Source organism: Acinetobacter sp. 129952, assembly GCF_056642055.1.
The window spans coordinates 383023-400778 of the sequence record NZ_JBWVSU010000001.1; the positions used below are offsets into that span (position 1 = coordinate 383023).

The following is a 17756-nucleotide window of genomic DNA, read 5'->3' on the forward strand; positions in this document are numbered from 1 at the left end:
GATTTCTGCTGAGAAAGTTTGAATGTCTACACTTACCACTTTAAAAGAACTTCTTGCCAAAAGAATTTTAATTATCGATGGTGCGATGGGTACCATGATCCAGCGCCATAAACTGGAAGAAGCCGATTATCGTGGTGAGCGTTTTGCTGACTGGGCCTATGATCTCAAAGGCAATAATGATTTGCTGGTGCTGACTCAACCACAAATCATTCAAGGCATTCATGAAGCTTACTTAGAAGCTGGCGCCGATATTATTGAAACCAATACCTTTAACGGTACCCGTGTTTCAATGTCGGATTACCACATGGAAGATCTGGTTCCTGAAATTAACCGTGAAGCAGCGCGTCTGGCCAAAGAAGCCTGTGCCAAATATTCAACGCCTGAAAAACCACGCTTTGTGGCAGGTGTGATTGGTCCGACATCACGTACCACCTCTATTTCTCCAAACGTAAATGACCCGGCGTTCCGTAATATCACTTTTGATGCGCTCAAAGTTGACTATATCGAATCAATCAAAGCCTTGATCGAAGGTGGTGCAGACATCATCCTGATCGAAACTGTGTTCGATACTTTAAATGCCAAAGCTGCCATCTTTGCAGTAAAAGAAGTCTTTAAAGAATTAGGCTATGAACTGCCAATCATGATTTCAGGTACGATTACTGATGCATCAGGTCGTACTTTAACCGGTCAAACCGCTGAAGCCTTCTGGAACTCCATGCGTCATGCAGAGCCGTTATCTATCGGCTTTAACTGTGCCCTAGGTGCAGATGCGATGCGTCCACATGTGAAAACCGTGTCTGATGTTGCCGATACCTTTGTTTCAGCGCATCCAAACGCTGGCTTGCCAAATGCCTTCGGTGGATATGATGAAACGCCGGAAGAAACTGCCGCATTTATTAAAGAATTTGCTGAAAGCGGCTTAATTAATATTACCGGTGGTTGCTGTGGTACTACGCCGGATCATATCCGCGCGATTGCAAATGCTGTTGCAGGCATTACCCCTCGTCAAATTCCTGAAATTGAACCGGCTTGCCGTTTAAGCGGTTTAGAGCCATTTAACATCACCAAAGATTCACTGTTTGTGAACGTGGGTGAACGTACCAACGTCACCGGTTCGAAAAAATTCCTGCGTCTGATTCGTGAAGAAAACTTCGCCGAAGCGCTTGATGTTGCCCGTCAACAGGTTGAAGCTGGTGCGCAGATCATCGACATCAACATGGATGAAGGTATGCTCGATTCACAAGGTGCGATGGTGCATTTCCTGAATCTGATTGCTTCTGAGCCTGATATTTCACGTGTACCCATCATGCTGGATTCTTCTAAATGGGAGATTATCGAAGCAGGCCTGAAATGTGTGCAAGGTAAAGCCGTGGTGAACTCGATTTCCCTGAAAGAAGGTCATGACGAGTTTGTCGAACGTGCCCGTCTCTGCCGTCAATATGGTGCTGCGGTGATCGTGATGGCATTTGATGAAGATGGTCAGGCCGATACAGCTGCGCGCAAAAAAGAAATCTGTAAGCGTTCATATGATGTTCTGGTGAATGAAGTGGGCTTCCCGTCTGAAGATATTATCTTTGACCCGAACGTCTTTGCGATTGCGACCGGTATTGAAGAACACAACAACTATGGTGTGGACTTTATTGAAGCGACTGGCTGGATTAAACAGAACCTGCCAAATGCGATGATTTCTGGCGGTGTATCGAACGTATCGTTCTCGTTCCGTGGTAACGAACCGGTGCGTGAAGCGATTCACTCAGTGTTCCTGTACCATGCCATTCAGCAAGGCATGACCATGGGTATTGTGAATGCCGGTCAGATGGCGATTTACGATGACATCGATAAAGAACTGAAAGAAGCGGTTGAAGATGTTGTTCTAAACCAAAACCAGGGTGAAAGCGGTCAGGAAGCAACCGAAAAACTGCTGGCTGTTGCTGAAAAATACCGTGGTCAAAGTGGTCAGCAAAAAGCCGAAGAAAATCTGGAATGGCGTAATGAGTCTGTTGAAAAACGTCTTGAATATGCATTGGTAAAAGGCATCACGACTTATATCGACCAGGATACTGAAGAAGCACGTTTAAACTCTACACGCCCACTGGATGTGATTGAAGGTCCATTGATGGCCGGTATGAACGTGGTCGGCGATCTGTTCGGTGCCGGTAAAATGTTCTTACCACAAGTGGTGAAATCTGCACGTGTGATGAAACAGGCCGTGGCGTGGTTGAACCCGTTCATTGAGGCCGAGAAAACCCAAGCTGAGGCTAAAGGTAAAATCCTGCTGGCTACGGTGAAAGGCGACGTACATGACATCGGTAAAAACATTGTTGGCGTAGTATTAGGCTGTAATGGTTATGACATCGTCGATCTGGGCGTGATGGTGCCATGCGAGAAGATTTTGCAAACTGCGATTGATGAAAAAGTCGATATTATCGGTTTGTCTGGTCTGATCACGCCGTCATTGGATGAAATGGTGTTTGTTGCCAAAGAAATGCAGCGCAAAGGCTTTAACATTCCACTGATGATTGGTGGTGCAACCACATCTAAAGCGCATACCGCAGTGAAAATCTCACCGCAATATCATAATGATGGCGTGCTCTATACCGCAGATGCTTCGCGTGCCGTGGGTGTAGCAACGCAGTTGCTCTCTCCTGAAATGAAACCAAAACTTTTGGCTGACTATGCAGCGGATTATGAAAAAATTCGTATCCGTCTTGCTAACAAGCAACCGAAAGCAGCGAAATTGTCTTATCAAGAATCTGTTGAAAACGGCTTCAAGATCGACTTCGACAAGAATGCACCGGTTAAACCAAACTTCATTGGATCTGAAACTTTCACCAATTATCCGCTTGAAACTTTGGTGGAATATTTTGACTGGACGCCGTTCTTTATTTCATGGAGCCTAGCGGGTAAATTCCCGAAAATCCTTGAAGATGAAGTGGTGGGTGAAGCTGCACGTGACTTGTATGAACAAGCACAAGCAATGCTGAAAGACATCATCGAGAATAAACGTTTTGATGCGCGTGCGACGTTTAGCATTTATCCTGCGAATCGTGTTGCGGCAGATACAGTTGCGGTTGTGGATGAGTCAGGCAATGTGACACACAGCTTCGAGCACTTACGTCAGCAGTCTGACAAAGTCACCGGTAAAGCGAACTACTCTCTGGCTGATTTTATTGCACCGAAAGATGTGGCTCAGGATTACTTGGGCGGCTTTACAGTGTCGATTTTTGGTGCGGAAGAACTTTCGCAAGAATACAAAGCCAAAGGTGATGATTATAACGCGATTATGGTTCAGGCCTTGGGTGACCGTTTTGCCGAAGCATTTGCTGAGCACTTACACGAGCGTATTCGTAAAGAGTTCTGGGGCTACCAAGCAGGCGAGCAACTTTCAAATGAAGATTTGATTAAAGAAAAGTATGTCGGTATTCGTCCTGCACCGGGCTACCCTGCTTGTCCTGAACATTCTGAAAAAGCGCCATTGTTTGACTGGTTAGGTACCACCGATAAGATTGGTACGTACTTAACGACAAGTTTTGCAATGTGGCCACCTTCATCTGTCAGCGGTTTCTACTATGCAAACCCAGAAACTGAATACTTTAACGTAGGTAAAATCTCTGGCGATCAGTTAGAAGATTATGCGAAGCGTAAAGGTTGGACATTAGATGAAGCGAAACGTTGGTTAGCGCCGAATTTGGATGATTCGATTTCTTAATCTGTAATCGTTAATTAAAAACCCTCTCGATTGAGGGGATTTTTTGTTTAAATCTCTTAATCTCCCTAAATCCCTCTTTAAAAAAGAGGGACTTTCACGTGTCAAATTTAGTACGTGACAGCTCCTCCCTTTTTCAAAGGGAGGTTGGGAGGGATTTTAATTTATATAACCATAAGATATATTTAGGTAAATCATTCAAAATATAAATAATATGCTAGTTTATAAATATCGTGGTGGTTCTTTTGAAAGAGATTTAAAGTCTTTAAAAAATGATACCTTTTGGGCTTCTAGCACAAGTCAACTCAACGATCCTTGTGAAGGATTGATTTCAATTGATAATTATCAACAACAAATAGGAAATCTAAAAAAGATCTTTTATCAACATTCAGATAATTTAGCCTTAATTGAACAAAGTTTTCAAAACATCATTAATATGAAAGATACCAAATTAGGTATTTTTTCTTTGAGCAAACGTTATGACGATGAACTGTTATGGGCTCACTATTCCAATAGTCATAAAGGCTTTTGTATCGAATATGATTTAGATCAACTCTTGGCAAAACAAAATCCTAAACATCGATTCTTTGATATTCAATATTCAAATAAAATTCAAAATTTAGATTTTTCTCAAGCTTTTAACCAAGCCGATCCTGACCATCTAGTTAAAAAAATGCTGGGATATAAATCACAGAGATGGGAATATGAACAAGAATTAAGAATCATCACAGAAAATCAAGGCATCAATTCTTATGATTATAGAGCAGTCAAAGCAATTTATTTTGGATTAAAAACTCCAAATGAAGAAATTGAACAAGTAATGAAAACATTGCAAGGACGTAAAATCAAATATTTCCAGATGTACTTGAAGCCTAATTCTTTTAAGTTTGAGGCGAAACCAATTGAAGATAAATTTCTTACAAATGTAAGATACAAATATTCAATATCTAACATTGCACATTTAGCAGTTGATCCATCTACACTTAAATTAGAATATCAACATTTTGCTCCTTACTTGCAGAAATTAGCCGAGATTATTCGTAGAGAACCTGATTGTTATGAAGTAAGTTACATCGATTTAAGCCACTCTAAAAGCACTTTAGCTGATCCAATCTTCTTTGCACAATATAAAACCGCTAAAAATGATTTATTAACACATACAGTCCATTACTCCACAAAACAGATAGATGAGGAATATTTAAAAATTGATGATTTATAATTATTAATCCCTCCTAACCTCCCTCTAAAAAGGAAGGAACTGTCACGAAATTTATTTAATCACATGACAAGTCCCCCTTTATCAAAGGGTGAGAAGCACTGCTTCGCAAGGAGGGATTTAATTTATCAATTATGCGCCCCTTTTCTAACCGCTCACCCCAAAATCATCTGTTTTTACACTTTTCAGTCTGCAAATTTCAAACACTTCCATAATAATAAGACTTTACACATCTCCCAGAATACGTGAAGGCCTTCCTCCATGAAAAAACTCATCAACAACCCTGAAAACTTGGTTGTCGAAATGTGCAAAGGCTTTGTCCTTGCCCATCCTGAACTACAATTTACCGAATCCCATAAAATCATTTCACGTAAAGAGAAACACAACAACGTGGCACTGATCAGTGGCGGTGGCAGTGGTCACGAACCTGCACATGCAGGCTTTGTCGGTACAGGCATGTTAGACGCGGCCGTGTGTGGTGATGTATTTGCATCACCTTCTCAAATTCAGGTCTACAAAGCCCTGCAACATGTCGCGACAGACAAAGGTGTACTGATGATCATCAAAAACTATTCTGGCGATATGATGAATTTCCAGAATGGTGCAGCTTTGGCAGCAGAAGATGGCATTAAAGTCGATTATGTCAAAGTGGCGGATGATATTGCCGTTAAAGATAGCCTCTATACGGTTGGTCGTCGTGGCGTGGCGGGTACTGTATTTGTACATAAAATTGCAGGTGCAGCAGCATCAAAAGGTTTAGAGCTTGCGGAAGTCAAAGCCGTGGCTCAAAAAGCAGCGGATAACGTGATTAGCCTTGGTTTTGCCTATAGCTCATGTACCGTTCCTGCCAAAGGCACGCCTACTTTTACCTTGGCGAATGACGAAATGGAATACGGCGTCGGTATTCACGGTGAACCGGGTATCCGCCGTGAAAAAATCCTGCCATCAAAAGAAATGGCACAACGTATGGTCGATGATTTATTCCTTGACCGTCCTGACATGCAAGAAGTTGCGGTGTTGGTGAATGGCTTTGGTTCAACGCCAATGCAAGAACTGTATGTGTTTAACAATGATGTATGCGAACATTTGGCGCGTAAAGGCATCAAAATTTATCGCACCTTCGTTGGCAACTACATGACCAGTATCGACATGAATGGTGCATCGGTCTCATTGCTTGCTGTGGATGAGGAACTGAAAACCTATTTAGATGCGGAAGCCAATACTCCAGCATTTAAACTGGATGGCTCGCCTGCACTACCATTTGAATTTGCAGCAAAAGACGCAGCAGCAAAACAAACCGCCAATACAGAAGTCGAAACTCAGCCTGAGCATGCTGAAATTCAAAATGAACAGTTCATGATTGAAAATATGCGGTATGTGGTCGATGTGATGGCTGCCTGCATCATCAAAAATGAAGTGCCATTCTGCGAACTAGATGCCCATGCTGGTGACGGCGATTTTGGCATGAGTGTGGCTAAAGGTTTTAAACAGCTAAAACGCGAATGGCAAAGCCTGATTCAAGCGCAGCACATGGATGAATTCCTGCTGAATAGTTCCATGATTATTATGGAACATTGTGGCGGTGCGTCAGGGCCAATTTGGGGTTCTGCTTTCCGTTCAGCCAGCAAAGCCATTCAAGGTAAACAAACCCTAAGCGTGGCAGATTTTGCCGAGATGCTGCAAGCTGCGGTCAAAGGTATTCAAGTGACAGGTGAGCGTTCGTTTGGTCGTGGTGCTGTGGTCGGTGATAAAACCCTGATTGATGCACTTGTACCTTGCGCAGACTCTTGGTCAACCAATACCGACAAGACGTTTAAAGAAAACTTTGTCTTGGGTGCAGAGGCTGCGGTAAAAGGTGCAGAATCTACCAAAGAGATCGTAGCGCGTATGGGCCGTGCCGGTACGGTCGGTGATCGTAGCTTAGGCTATCCGGATGCTGGTGCACATGGCTTAGGCGTGATCTTTACGGACATTGCCGAGCATATTAAATAAGCTTTGCAAGATTTAAAAAAAAGCCCCGACACTGTTCGGGGCTTTTTTCAAATTTCATTTCCTCTACTGAGCAAGTTTAAAAGCACAAATAATGAAAGGCATACTCATCTCTATAAGTATGGCTTAACTAAACTTCTCTAAATAGCGCTCTAACTCTTCTGTCACCACTACCCGCTTATTGCCTTTCACCTGTTCCTCACCCAATACGCCTTCTGAGTCAATGACCACCACTTTGTGCCCATTCGCTTGTAAACGTTTGACACCTTCAAATAACATGCGTGCACCCACATCATGAATCAAAGTCAAATTGGTCAGGTCTATGACTATACGTGTTTTAGCATCTGGCTCATCCTGCAAGATCCGCAGCAACATTTCCGATTCGGTAAATTGCAATACACCGCGCAGCTCATACACGATAATGTCATTGTTCTTACCTGCTGTATAACGACTTTGCAAAATGGTCTGTGCCGATGGCGTCCCTTCCATCAGATGCAAGCCCATGTCACGCGACAAACGCTCAAAAATATCTACCCCACGTACACTATGCCCATGCTCATCAATTTTAGGAGAAAAAACCACAATTCCCACCTGCCCAGGCAATACCCCGATAATTCCACCCGACACACCACTTTTGGCAGGAATGCCCACCGTAGTCAGCCAGTCACCCGCCGCATCATACATGCCACAGGTCATCATCACGCTGAGCACTTGGCGCACTACATCACGCTCTAACAACTGTTTGCCAGTTTTGGCCTGAACACCACCATTAGCGAGCACACTACAGATATTTGCCAGATCTTTGACCGTCACCTTAATCGCACATTGCTTGATATATCCATTGACGATTTCCACAGGATCCGAATCAAGCACACCTACAGTACGCAGCATATAGCCAATCGATAGGTTCCGGAATGCAGTTTTGACTTCCGACTTATATACCTGCTTGTCGAATTCCAGTTGACGGCCTGCCAGCTCACTTAAAAAACGGCGCAAGCATTCCGCACGTGAAATGCCTTTTTGTACCGGAATCAAAGAATGCGTGGTGATCGCACCCGAGTTAATCATTGGATTTTTCGGAAGATTGGTTTCTTTATCCAGTGAAATCTGATTAAAAGCCTCTCCTGAAGGTTCAACGCCGACCTTTTCCAGTACTGCTGGAATTCCCAAATGCTGTAATGCCAAGGCATAGGCAAAAGGCTTGGACATCGACTGCATGGTAAATTCGGTTTCATCATCTCCCGTGGAATAAATCGTGCCATCCACCGTAGTCAGCGCCAAAGCGAACTTGTTTGGATCTACCGCTGCCAGTTCAGGGATATAATCAGCCAAAGCGCCCTGATCATTATCATGACAGACCGTTAATACATGCTGGAGATAATCGGGCACCGGGGTTTTCATTCAGATAGATCCTTTATATTTTTATCCTTTTTCTACCTTAAATTTTCAGGATAAAACTACAAGTCCAAATTGGTAGCATTTTATAAATACGTCCATTGATTTGAACTAAAACAAATGCCTTTTCAGCTCCATGATCATCAGGCGTGAGAGGAATTTTGATATTATTTTTTTGAGTTTTTATAAAATATCGAGCGGTTCAACAGGTCATTTCGATCAGTTTGATTATCCATTTTATTTATATTTTTCATCGCAATAAATGATATTATTCACCCACCTGCTCACATTATAATCTAACATGCTGATCCCGGATTTGAATTTTTACAGTCTACTCGTGCCCAGCATCATGTCGAGCCTGGGGATCATCACGCTGAGTATTTCCTATTATAAAGGCTTACCTAATTATTTAAGATCTTATGCTTATGCACTGATTCTGATTGGCGTGACGATATTACTCAATACCGTTTTATCGGCATCAGTTTTGGTGGAAATATCCAGTTTCATTGCTGCTGTTTACTTCTTGTCCTGTACCTTTCACAGCAAAGCCATTTATGAGCTTTTAAAAATCGACTATGCATGGCCAAACTATATTTACCTGATTGCCTTGGGTGCGTTTGGTATTTACTACTTTACCCAAGTGACTGCTGACCAGACTGCCCGTTTGCTGATTATTGGTAGCATTAATGCGGCAATTTATTTGCACCGCCCAATTGCCTTTATTCGGACGAGCACAGGCTTACGTATCGACAGTTACCTGAAAATTTTTACCCTCGCGACCGTGTTCATCATTATGGGTCGTGCCTTGCTATTCTCTGTTTTACTTAAGGATCAGGGATTTGTCGCCCATTACGAACCAGCATGGGCATTTACACAGCTGCTCCTGCTGCTGATTGATTTGATCTTTTTAGGTTTATTCATTGGTTGTGCAATTTTGGATCTGGTGCGAAAGTTGCAACGGGAGCGCCATCACGACCCGCTGACCGGATTATTAAACCGCCGTGGCTTTGAAGCCTATATTCAAAAAATAGATCCTAATCCTGCCTTACAGCATGCAGTTTTGATGGCAGATTTAGATCATTTCAAAGCAGTTAATGATCGTTATGGACATCAGGTCGGTGATCTGATTTTACAACATATCAGTCAGATATTTAAAGCCAATATTCGCAGTAAAGACCAGGTGTCACGGATTGGCGGTGAAGAGTTTCTGCTCGTCTTGCATGACATTCAAAAGGATGCCGCCTTTAAAATTGCTGAACGGATCCGGCTGCAGCTTGAAGAAACCCCATTACATCATGAACAGCAGCTTATTTACCTGACTATCAGTATCGGGGTCAGCTTCTTCAATCATCCTAATCAGATTAAAGAAGCCACTTTAGCGGCCGATCATGCGATGTATCAGGCCAAACAGATGGGCCGTAATCAGGTTCAATTTGCTCAAGAGAAAATTGCCTGAATTTGATCAGGCTTTAAATTATTTGACCTTGGTTTTGCGAATCATTTTGTACAGAACTTTTGGTGAAATACGCGAAACCAGCACGCCGAGTTTTTCTTTCTTGCCGCCAATCACAATATATTCTTCACCGCACTGCAAGGCTTGTACGCTTTGACGGGCAAAATCTTCTGCTAACAGACCATTTTCAATCGCTTCATCCTGCTTGGCTTGCGGTTTGCCTTCCCCATTTAAAGCATTAAACGAGACATTGGTTTGAACAAAGCCCGGGAATATCACTGAAACCTGCACACCCTGATCAGTAACTTCAGCACGTAAACTGTTGGCCCACATATGAATCGCTGCTTTAGCCGCGGAATAGGATGCACGATACTGGGTGCCAAGCAAACCTGCCACACTGGAAATAAACACGATACGACCTGATTTTTGTGCCAGAAAGGTAGGCAATACCATTTTGGTGAGAAACACCTGAGAGAAATAATCGACTTCCATAATGGCACGTTCAGTCTGCATGGTGGTGTGCTGAATCAGGGCACGTTGACTGAGTCCTGCATTATTAATCAGCCAGTCAATCCGGCCTTTTTGTTGCAAAACCTGTTCATAGGCATGACGAACCTGGCTTTCATCCGTGATATCGGCAATGACTGAAATATGCTGATCTGGATTAGTGAGACTTTGGCGAACATTTTCCAGTTCTTCATGCCGACGTGCAGTCAGTACCACCTGTGCCCCAAGTGCAGCACATTGCTGGGCAATCGCCTTGCCAATCCCTGAAGATGCGCCGGTAATCCAGACCACTTTTCCATTTAAGTCTTCAACTTTCGCCATGAAATCCTCTTTCCCTTGTTTTAATGAATATGGGGCTGCATTTCATCTTCCAGAAATGCCAGCAAATGCTCAAAATAATAACTCATCGTATCGGCATCATAGATGCTACCGAGCTTGTCAAAACGTTTATAGCCTAACTGGGTGGTTAAATGAATCACCCCATTCAAGGTTTTATCGACCACCACATTAAATTTCAACATTTTTTTCGGTTCACGGATCAGATGTGTCACCCCTTGATCGACCACCTGAGTAAAGGCTTTTAAAGCGGGTGATACATATTGATGATTACCATTTTTCATCTGGTCAATACAGCCGAGCAACTCCATCACCAGCAATTTTTCCACCGGATATCGAACAAAAGCATCACCTTGATGCTCATAGGTCATGCGATGCAAATAGTTCACCATAGGCATCAGACGCTCATTGCCAAACAACGAAACCGACCACGGCATATATTTACGGGTGTTATGCATAATCTGCTGAATCACTTTTTCGGACTCGCTGTCCGGTGAATTGGCCAACTGCACCACCTGACCAAAAATCTGGTCAATAATTTCACAGGCCATATCGGCCAGATTTTCACCTAAGGGTCTGGCAAGACTGTCTCGCTCGCCGGCATTTAATCTGGAATGAAGGTCTTTAAAGCGCTGATGGGTTTCGGGTTGAAGCTTCAGGGAAATGTTATAGCTCATCTTATTATCCTTTTTGATATGCTGCGATGAGTCGCGTTTTTTTATCAATCTATCATACGATGAGTTGCTATACATGCCAATTGGCTAAAGTTTGCATTTGGTTAAGCTGCCGCATGCACTATTTTTTTTGCTACAATAGATCCAATTTTTCATTCACTTTTGATCTGTTTAGACTATGACTGACTCAGCGCAAAATATCGCGACAACCTACGATCCGACCGAGATCGAGAAAAAATGGTACCAAACTTGGGAAGAGCGTGGTTACTTTAAGCCGTCTGAAAAAGGCGAATCTTTCTGTATCATGATTCCGCCACCAAACGTCACTGGTAGCCTGCACATGGGTCATGGTTTCAACAATGCCATCATGGATGCCTTGACGCGTTTCAACCGTATGTCTGGTAAAAATACGCTTTGGCAACCGGGTACTGACCACGCAGGTATTGCAACGCAAATGGTGGTTGAGCGTCAGCTGGGTGCACAAGGGGTTAGCCGTCATGACCTGGGTCGTGAAAAGTTCATCGAAAAAGTCTGGGAATGGAAAGAACAGTCTGGCGGTAACATTACCCGTCAAATCCGTCGCTTAGGTTCTTCGGTTGACTGGTCACGTGAACGCTTCACGATGGATGATGGTTTATCAAACGCAGTAAAAGAAGTGTTTGTAAAACTTCACGAAGAAGGCCTGATCTACCGCGGCAAACGTCTGGTGAACTGGGATCCAAAACTGCAAACTGCCCTTTCTGACCTGGAAGTTGAGTCTGATAAAGAAGAAGCAGGTTCATTGTGGCACTTTAAATACTTCTTTGAAGATAAATCACTACGCACGCACGATGGTAAAGATCACATCGTTGTGGCAACCACTCGTCCTGAAACACTACTTGGTGATACAGCTGTTGCCGTTGCACTTGATGATGAACGTTATGCTGCGCTTGTTGGCAAAAACATCATCCTGCCAATCACTGGTCGTGCGGTTCCAATCGTTAAAGACGAATATGTCGATAAAGAATTCGGTACAGGCTGTGTGAAAATCACCCCTGCGCATGACTTCAATGACTATGAAGTAGGTAAACGTTGCGAATTGCCAATCATCAACATCTTCAACAAAAATGCTGAAGTTCTTGCTGAGTTTGAATACATCGCGAAAGCGGGCGAGCAAATTTCTAAAACTATTCCTGCACCTAGCGAATATGTTGGTTTAGAGCGTTTTGAAGCACGTAAAAAGATCGTTGAACAAGCGGAAGCTGAAGGCTGGTTAGATCAGATCCAACCATACACCTTGAAACCACCTCGCGGTGACCGTTCAGGCGTGATTGTTGAACCTCTACTCACAGACCAATGGTATGTGAAGATTGCGCCGCTAGCGAAACCTGCCATTGAAGCGGTTCAAGACGGTCGTATCAAGTTCGTTCCTGAGCAGTACAGCAACATGTATATGGCTTGGATGAACAACATCCAAGACTGGTGTATCTCGCGTCAATTGTGGTGGGGTCACCGTATCCCTGCTTGGTACGATGCGGAAGGCAATGTATATGTTGGCCGTGATGAAGCTGAAGTTCGGGCGAAAAACAACATCCCTGCCGATGTTCAATTAAACCAAGACGAAGACGTATTGGATACATGGTTCTCTTCAGGTCTTTGGACATTCTCAACTTTAGGTTGGACTGGCGACGAAGCGAAAGACAAAGCCAACTACTTCTTAAATACCTTCCACCCGACTGATGTGCTTGTCACTGGTTTTGACATCATCTTCTTCTGGGTGGCACGTATGATCATGCTGACCATGCACTTCATGAAGAATGAAGATGGTACGCCACAAGTGCCGTTTAAAACCGTGTACGTTCACGGTTTGGTACGTGATGGCGAAGGTCAGAAGATGTCTAAATCTAAGGGTAATGTCCTTGACCCACTCGATTTGATTGACGGTGTAGATTTAGAAACTTTAGTACAAAAACGTACCACAGGTTTGATGAATCCGAAACAAGCGGCGAAGATTGAAAAATCAACCCGTAAAGAATTCCCTGAAGGGATTCAATCTTACGGTACAGATGCGGTTCGTTTCACATTCTGTGCGCTTGCGAACACAGGTCGTGACATTAAGTTCGACATGAAACGTGTTGAAGGCTACCGTAACTTTGCCAACAAAATCTGGAACGCAACCCGTTTCGTGATGATGAACTGCGAAGAGCAAGTGATTGGTCAAGAAGTACGTCAAGACCTTTGGGAATTGCCTGAACAGTGGATCGTGAGCCGTCTGCAAAAAGCGGAACAAGCAGTGCAAACAGCATTTGCGACGTATCGTTTAGACTTGGCAGCACAAGCGATTTACGAGTTCATCTGGAATGAATACTGTGACTGGTATGTGGAACTGACCAAACCAGTTCTGAACGATGAAAATGTGTCTGAAGAGCGTAAAGCTGAAGTTCGTCGTGTATTGCTTGCGGTCATGGAAGCGTCTTTACGTTTGGCTCATCCTTTGATGCCTTACCTAACAGAAGAAATCTGGCAAACGCTTGCGCCGAAACTGAATATTGTTGGCGAAACGATTATGTTGGCGGCTTACCCTGTTGCGGACCAAGCGTTAATTAACGACCAAGCTGAAGCAGATATGCAATGGCTTCAAGGTTTGATTGGTGCGGTACGTAACATCCGTGGTGAAATGGGTCTAGGTAATGCGCGTTTATTACCAGTTCTTCTGCAAAACACCACCGAAGCTGAAAAAGCACAGATCACTCGTATTGAAGCATTGTTTAAAGCATTGGCGAAAGTAGAAAGCATCACCTTCTTGGCTGATGGCGAGCAACCACCATTGTCTTCTTCTTCTGTAGTGGGTCACGTATCTGTTTACGTTCCAATGAAGGGCTTGATTGACCCGAAAGCGGAATTGGGTCGTCTGCAAAAAGACTTAGACAAGGTTCAAAAACAGCATGATCAAATTGCCAATAAACTTTCGAATGAAGGTTTTGTGGCAAAAGCACCTGCGGCTGTGGTTGAAGGCGAGAAAGTAAAACTTGCTGAGTTTGCTGATCAGTTAGCGAAGATTAAAGCGAATATGGAGCAGATTGCGGCGCTTTAAGGCTGTAGTTTGATTCAAAAAAATCCCCTCTTAGTGAGGGGATTTTTTTAATTCCAATATGTTTGGATAATTTCTTTTATCCAATTAAATAGCGGAACTATTAATATTACTAACACCTGCTGCCAATATCGCAAACTTTCTGGTTGCTCATTAATAATGATAATTGGCTGAGATTTAACAACCTTAGTTCTTTTTTTAGCTTGTGACTTTTTACGTCTAGCCATAAATTCTTTACCTTCTAAATAGAATTTTGGACTACACGTCTGAGTTTTTTAATGATATGCCCCAAACGTGTAAATAAATACAGTTTGGTCATAGGAGTTACTCAAGCAGAGATAGAGAGATTTTTTGAATTGAAAAATTACGAGTGGTTATAAAAATAATTGGTAAAGCTACTAATAGAATAATTTTAAAGAATGTTTGTAAACTTACCGATTCATTACCCTTTAAGGATTTTGAAAAAAATTTAGAAACTTCTCTATTGATATAGTGATAAAGGAAAGTATCTAAATCAACGAGAATGCCTATTTTTGATAATAGATTGTGATACATCTTTTGGAAATGGGCAAATATAGTTCTTTCACGCTCAGTATTACCTAGACGTGATAAAACACCTGCTAATATATCTAATGCGAGTTTTAACTTACTATTTCTACTGAGCAACGAGGAACTACTATTACTATCATCCTCAAAATCATCCCAACTCAATATCGACATATTTATACCTTTTTATTCTAAGTTTTAATCATATAAATCCATTAATGTAATGTCAAATTAAAAACACTATATATAGATAATTTAATAATTAAAAACACTATATATAGTAAAAGATCAATTACCCTCACCCCAGCCCTCTCCCCGAGGGAGAGGGAGTGTCATTGGATTTAATGCCTGCATGAATTTAGTAATGAATATTCCCTCTCCTTTTAGGAGAGGGTTAGGGAGAGGTCTGCTTTAATTCAGTACATACTTGCCATAAATGCTCTAAAATCACATCCGTCCTTCCTAAAACATCATGATTCCAATACCGTACAACAGTTAAACCCACAGCCTCTAAAAACTTGGTTCGTTCAACATCGTATTCAATCGCATCATCTGTTCCATGCTGACTGCCATCCAGCTCAATGACTAAACCAACTTCATGACAGTAAAAATCCAAAATGTATGGCTTAATCACATGCTGACGGCGGAATTTCAGATTCATAAAACGCTTAGCGCGTAAAATTTGCCACATGAGGTATTCTGCATCAGTGGCGGTGTGGCGCATTGATTTGGCGAAAGTGAGTAATTGGGGATCTATTTTCATTGTTATTCTCTCTCCCCCTTGCGAAGCAGTGCTTCTCATCCCAAAGGGAGAGGGAACTTTCATTGTGACTTTAATTATTGTTATTTAATTCCAATATTGAAATTCTAGCTTAAATTTATTCTGTAATGGATGTTCCCTATCCTGAGCAAGTTTTAAAGTCCTGCTTTAAAACGAAGCGCAAGTGATGAGCAGCACTGCTGCGCAAGGGAAAGGTAATTCTAATTAAGTTAAAGCATCCCATGCCTTAAAAACATCTCCAAGCCACTCACCTTTTTGATATACATCAGGCGTTCTTTTTCCACTTTAATCTGCTGTTTAATGGCTGAAGTATCTTCATCAATCTGCTTATACAGGTCAGCAATCTGGACCTTACCCTTCGCCTTTTTTACTGCAATTCTGGTTTTCGATGACCAGACCAATCTATGGATCAATGTATCGATCTGATCTTGTAATTTCTGGCTCTGTGCATCCAAAGCCAGTTGATAAAACTTGAGTTGCTCTGCGCTTAAACCTTTTTGTGAAACATCCTGATCTTGTTCAATCTGTAGTTGCATTCTCAGTAACGTAAACAGGTCCTGCTCTGCATACGCCTCATTGGCACGTTGCAATAATTCAGTCTTCTTGATTTTTTTGACATCATTCACTTCACGGTCAGGGTGAATGATGGCAGCAATTTTTAAATATACAGTTTTCAATGACTGCTCTGCCATCGCTGCTGCCTGCTCCTGTTTTTCCTGCTGGCGTTTTAATCTGGCTTGCTCACGTGCCTGCTGAAAATGATCTGATTCCCATTCTTCAAATACTTCTGCATCTGCAAGATCTGAGGGATGCTCATTCTTAAAAAATGTTTCCAGTTCATTTATTTTCTTTTGGCTTTTTCTGAATTGGGCATGCTCGGCACGTTGCTGATAGTAAGTGAAGATTTCATTCACTTTATGGGCTTGTTGCGCAGACATTGCCTGAGAGTCTTTTAGATAATTTGCAAGGTACTGAATCTTTTCATCCAGCACCACCAGTTCTGCTTTGGAAAATGTAGTTTCCTGCATGTGCTTCCAGAGCTGTTCCAGCTGCTTGAACAGTACGCCATGCAATTCATGGTAGACCGGCATGAAGGTTTTATGCGTATATTGCTGCAGCTCTTCTTCAGCCTGTTGCCATTGTTGTAATTCCTGTTTCTGTTGCTCGATTTTATTAATCAGATGATCCAGCTTCTTCTGCTGTGGCGAAAGGGCTGTGAATGGCTGAATCATAGTTTTCAAGTCAAAGAGCATGGCAGGAGAAGGTCAAAGAAGAAATAATATCCATATTAAATCTTTCAGCTTTCGTCACAAAGTCCTTTTCAGTGTGCCCTTTCGAAATTTGTATCAGAATTAAAAAAAGCAGACCAAAGTCTGCTTTTTCGCTCTCATATTGATTATTCCAGAACCACTCGGCCATTCAATGACTGCACCGGGCGGTTGTTCGGATGCCCCATCAATTTGGCAAATTCCGAAATCTGCTTGGCAGAAGCCTGTTGAATATCTTTCAGAATCAGCCAGCGCACCCCTTCCGAACACGGCGGTGTGGTCAGCGAACCGCTAAAACGGTAATAATCCAGATTCTTAGGCAACATTGCATTCACAGGTTGTGGCGTTTTCAAAACCACTTTCTCGCCCTGCTTTTTCGGTAAACGGTTCCACATGCGTTTGAGCATCTGGCTTTCTGCACCCTGCTCAAACATCATCCCCACGACAGCCAGCTCACCTTTGGCATTGGCATGGACAAAATGGATTTCCAGTGGATAGCTTTTGCCTTTAATCAGGTTTTCGCTCGGACTATGCAAATGAAACTGCTTCAGTACAAAGATATCGCCATCCAGCTGCAATTCACCACCTTGGGCAAAGTCTACCTGCACAGTATGACCTTTATTTTCGATCGCATGAATCATGGTATTATAGCTGAACTTGAGCGGTTCCAGTTCAGCTTTTACTGTTCGCTCAATATTGATCGGTGACTGGTTCAGACCATTACAGGCCGAATATTTCTGGCTCAAAGTCGACCATTGCTCAGGCTGAGTATAATCCCAATCCGCATCTGCCCAGACCGCTGTACTTAAACCCAT

The 17756-nt window shown here is 42.7% G+C and carries 14 protein-coding genes; 5 read left to right on the top strand and 9 right to left on the bottom strand.

All coding sequences use genetic code 11. The features are described 5' to 3' along the window. Window positions 1–22: 22 nt before the first annotated feature. The 3 genes from metH to dhaK all read left to right on the top strand — a co-directional run bounded on the left by metH (window position 23) and on the right by dhaK (window position 6914). A complete protein-coding gene (metH, locus tag AC1IR0_RS01855; protein ID WP_479741131.1) occupies window positions 23–3709 on the top strand; it encodes a methionine synthase in 3687 nt (1228 codons plus the stop codon). Window positions 3710–3920: 211 nt separating this feature from the next. Beyond that, complete coding sequence (locus AC1IR0_RS01860) at window positions 3921–4925, top strand: DUF2971 domain-containing protein (RefSeq protein ID WP_409653380.1); 1005 nt, start codon at window positions 3921–3923, stop codon at window positions 4923–4925. Between the two features lie 258 nt (window positions 4926–5183). Continuing rightward, window positions 5184–6914, top strand: coding sequence for a dihydroxyacetone kinase subunit DhaK (dhaK, locus tag AC1IR0_RS01865; protein ID WP_409666295.1), 1731 nt, complete (start codon window positions 5184–5186; stop codon window positions 6912–6914). Between the two features lie 123 nt (window positions 6915–7037). Here the strand turns inward: dhaK and AC1IR0_RS01870 are convergent, their stop codons facing one another. Next, window positions 7038–8312 carry a glutaminase gene (locus AC1IR0_RS01870; protein WP_409666293.1) on the bottom strand — a complete coding sequence of 425 codons (1275 nt, stop codon included), beginning with the start codon at window positions 8310–8312 and terminating at the stop codon, window positions 7038–7040. A gap of 343 nt (window positions 8313–8655) precedes the next feature. Here AC1IR0_RS01870 and AC1IR0_RS01875 point away from each other — a divergent pair, with 343 nt between their 5' ends. Further along, window positions 8656–9762: a GGDEF domain-containing protein gene (locus AC1IR0_RS01875; RefSeq protein WP_479741132.1), complete on the top strand. Its 1107-nt coding sequence runs from the start codon at window positions 8656–8658 to the stop codon at window positions 9760–9762. An 18-nt stretch (window positions 9763–9780) separates the two neighbouring features. Here the strand turns inward: AC1IR0_RS01875 and AC1IR0_RS01880 are convergent, their stop codons facing one another. Beyond that, on the bottom strand, window positions 9781–10587 hold the full coding sequence (locus tag AC1IR0_RS01880; RefSeq protein ID WP_479741133.1) for an SDR family oxidoreductase: 807 nt from the start codon (window positions 10585–10587) through the stop codon (window positions 9781–9783). A 20-nt stretch (window positions 10588–10607) separates the two neighbouring features. Beyond that, the gene (locus AC1IR0_RS01885; RefSeq protein ID WP_409666287.1) at window positions 10608–11279 is read right to left on the bottom strand and encodes a hypothetical protein; all 672 of its coding nucleotides are present in this window, start codon (window positions 11277–11279) and stop codon (window positions 10608–10610) included. A gap of 175 nt (window positions 11280–11454) precedes the next feature. Here AC1IR0_RS01885 and AC1IR0_RS01890 point away from each other — a divergent pair, with 175 nt between their 5' ends. Beyond that, on the top strand, window positions 11455–14349 hold the full coding sequence (locus AC1IR0_RS01890) for a valine--tRNA ligase (protein ID WP_409666285.1): 2895 nt from the start codon (window positions 11455–11457) through the stop codon (window positions 14347–14349). A 47-nt stretch (window positions 14350–14396) separates the two neighbouring features. Here AC1IR0_RS01890 and AC1IR0_RS01895 read toward each other — a convergent pair whose 3' ends face one another. The 6 genes from AC1IR0_RS01895 to AC1IR0_RS01920 form a co-directional block, all read right to left on the bottom strand. Then, entirely contained in the window at window positions 14397–14573 is a 177-nt protein-coding gene (locus tag AC1IR0_RS01895; RefSeq protein ID WP_479741134.1) for a hypothetical protein, read from the bottom strand. Window positions 14574–14670: 97 nt separating this feature from the next. Further along, a complete protein-coding gene (locus tag AC1IR0_RS01900) occupies window positions 14671–15066 on the bottom strand; it encodes a hypothetical protein (protein WP_409666331.1) in 396 nt (131 codons plus the stop codon). Window positions 15067–15286: 220 nt separating this feature from the next. Further along, on the bottom strand, window positions 15287–15655 hold the full coding sequence (locus AC1IR0_RS01905) for an endonuclease domain-containing protein (protein WP_409666332.1): 369 nt from the start codon (window positions 15653–15655) through the stop codon (window positions 15287–15289). Window positions 15656–15882: 227 nt separating this feature from the next. Then, window positions 15883–16926 carry a molecular chaperone DnaJ gene (locus AC1IR0_RS01910; RefSeq protein ID WP_191113057.1) on the bottom strand — a complete coding sequence of 348 codons (1044 nt, stop codon included), beginning with the start codon at window positions 16924–16926 and terminating at the stop codon, window positions 15883–15885. Continuing rightward, entirely contained in the window at window positions 16916–17092 is a 177-nt protein-coding gene (locus AC1IR0_RS01915; protein ID WP_191113056.1) for a hypothetical protein, read from the bottom strand. The genes AC1IR0_RS01910 and AC1IR0_RS01915 overlap by 11 nt, the downstream gene beginning before the upstream one ends. Further along, window positions 17070–17756 carry a carbonic anhydrase gene (locus AC1IR0_RS01920; RefSeq protein WP_191113060.1) on the bottom strand — a complete coding sequence of 229 codons (687 nt, stop codon included), beginning with the start codon at window positions 17754–17756 and terminating at the stop codon, window positions 17070–17072. Before AC1IR0_RS01920 ends, AC1IR0_RS01915 begins: the two co-directional genes overlap by 23 nt.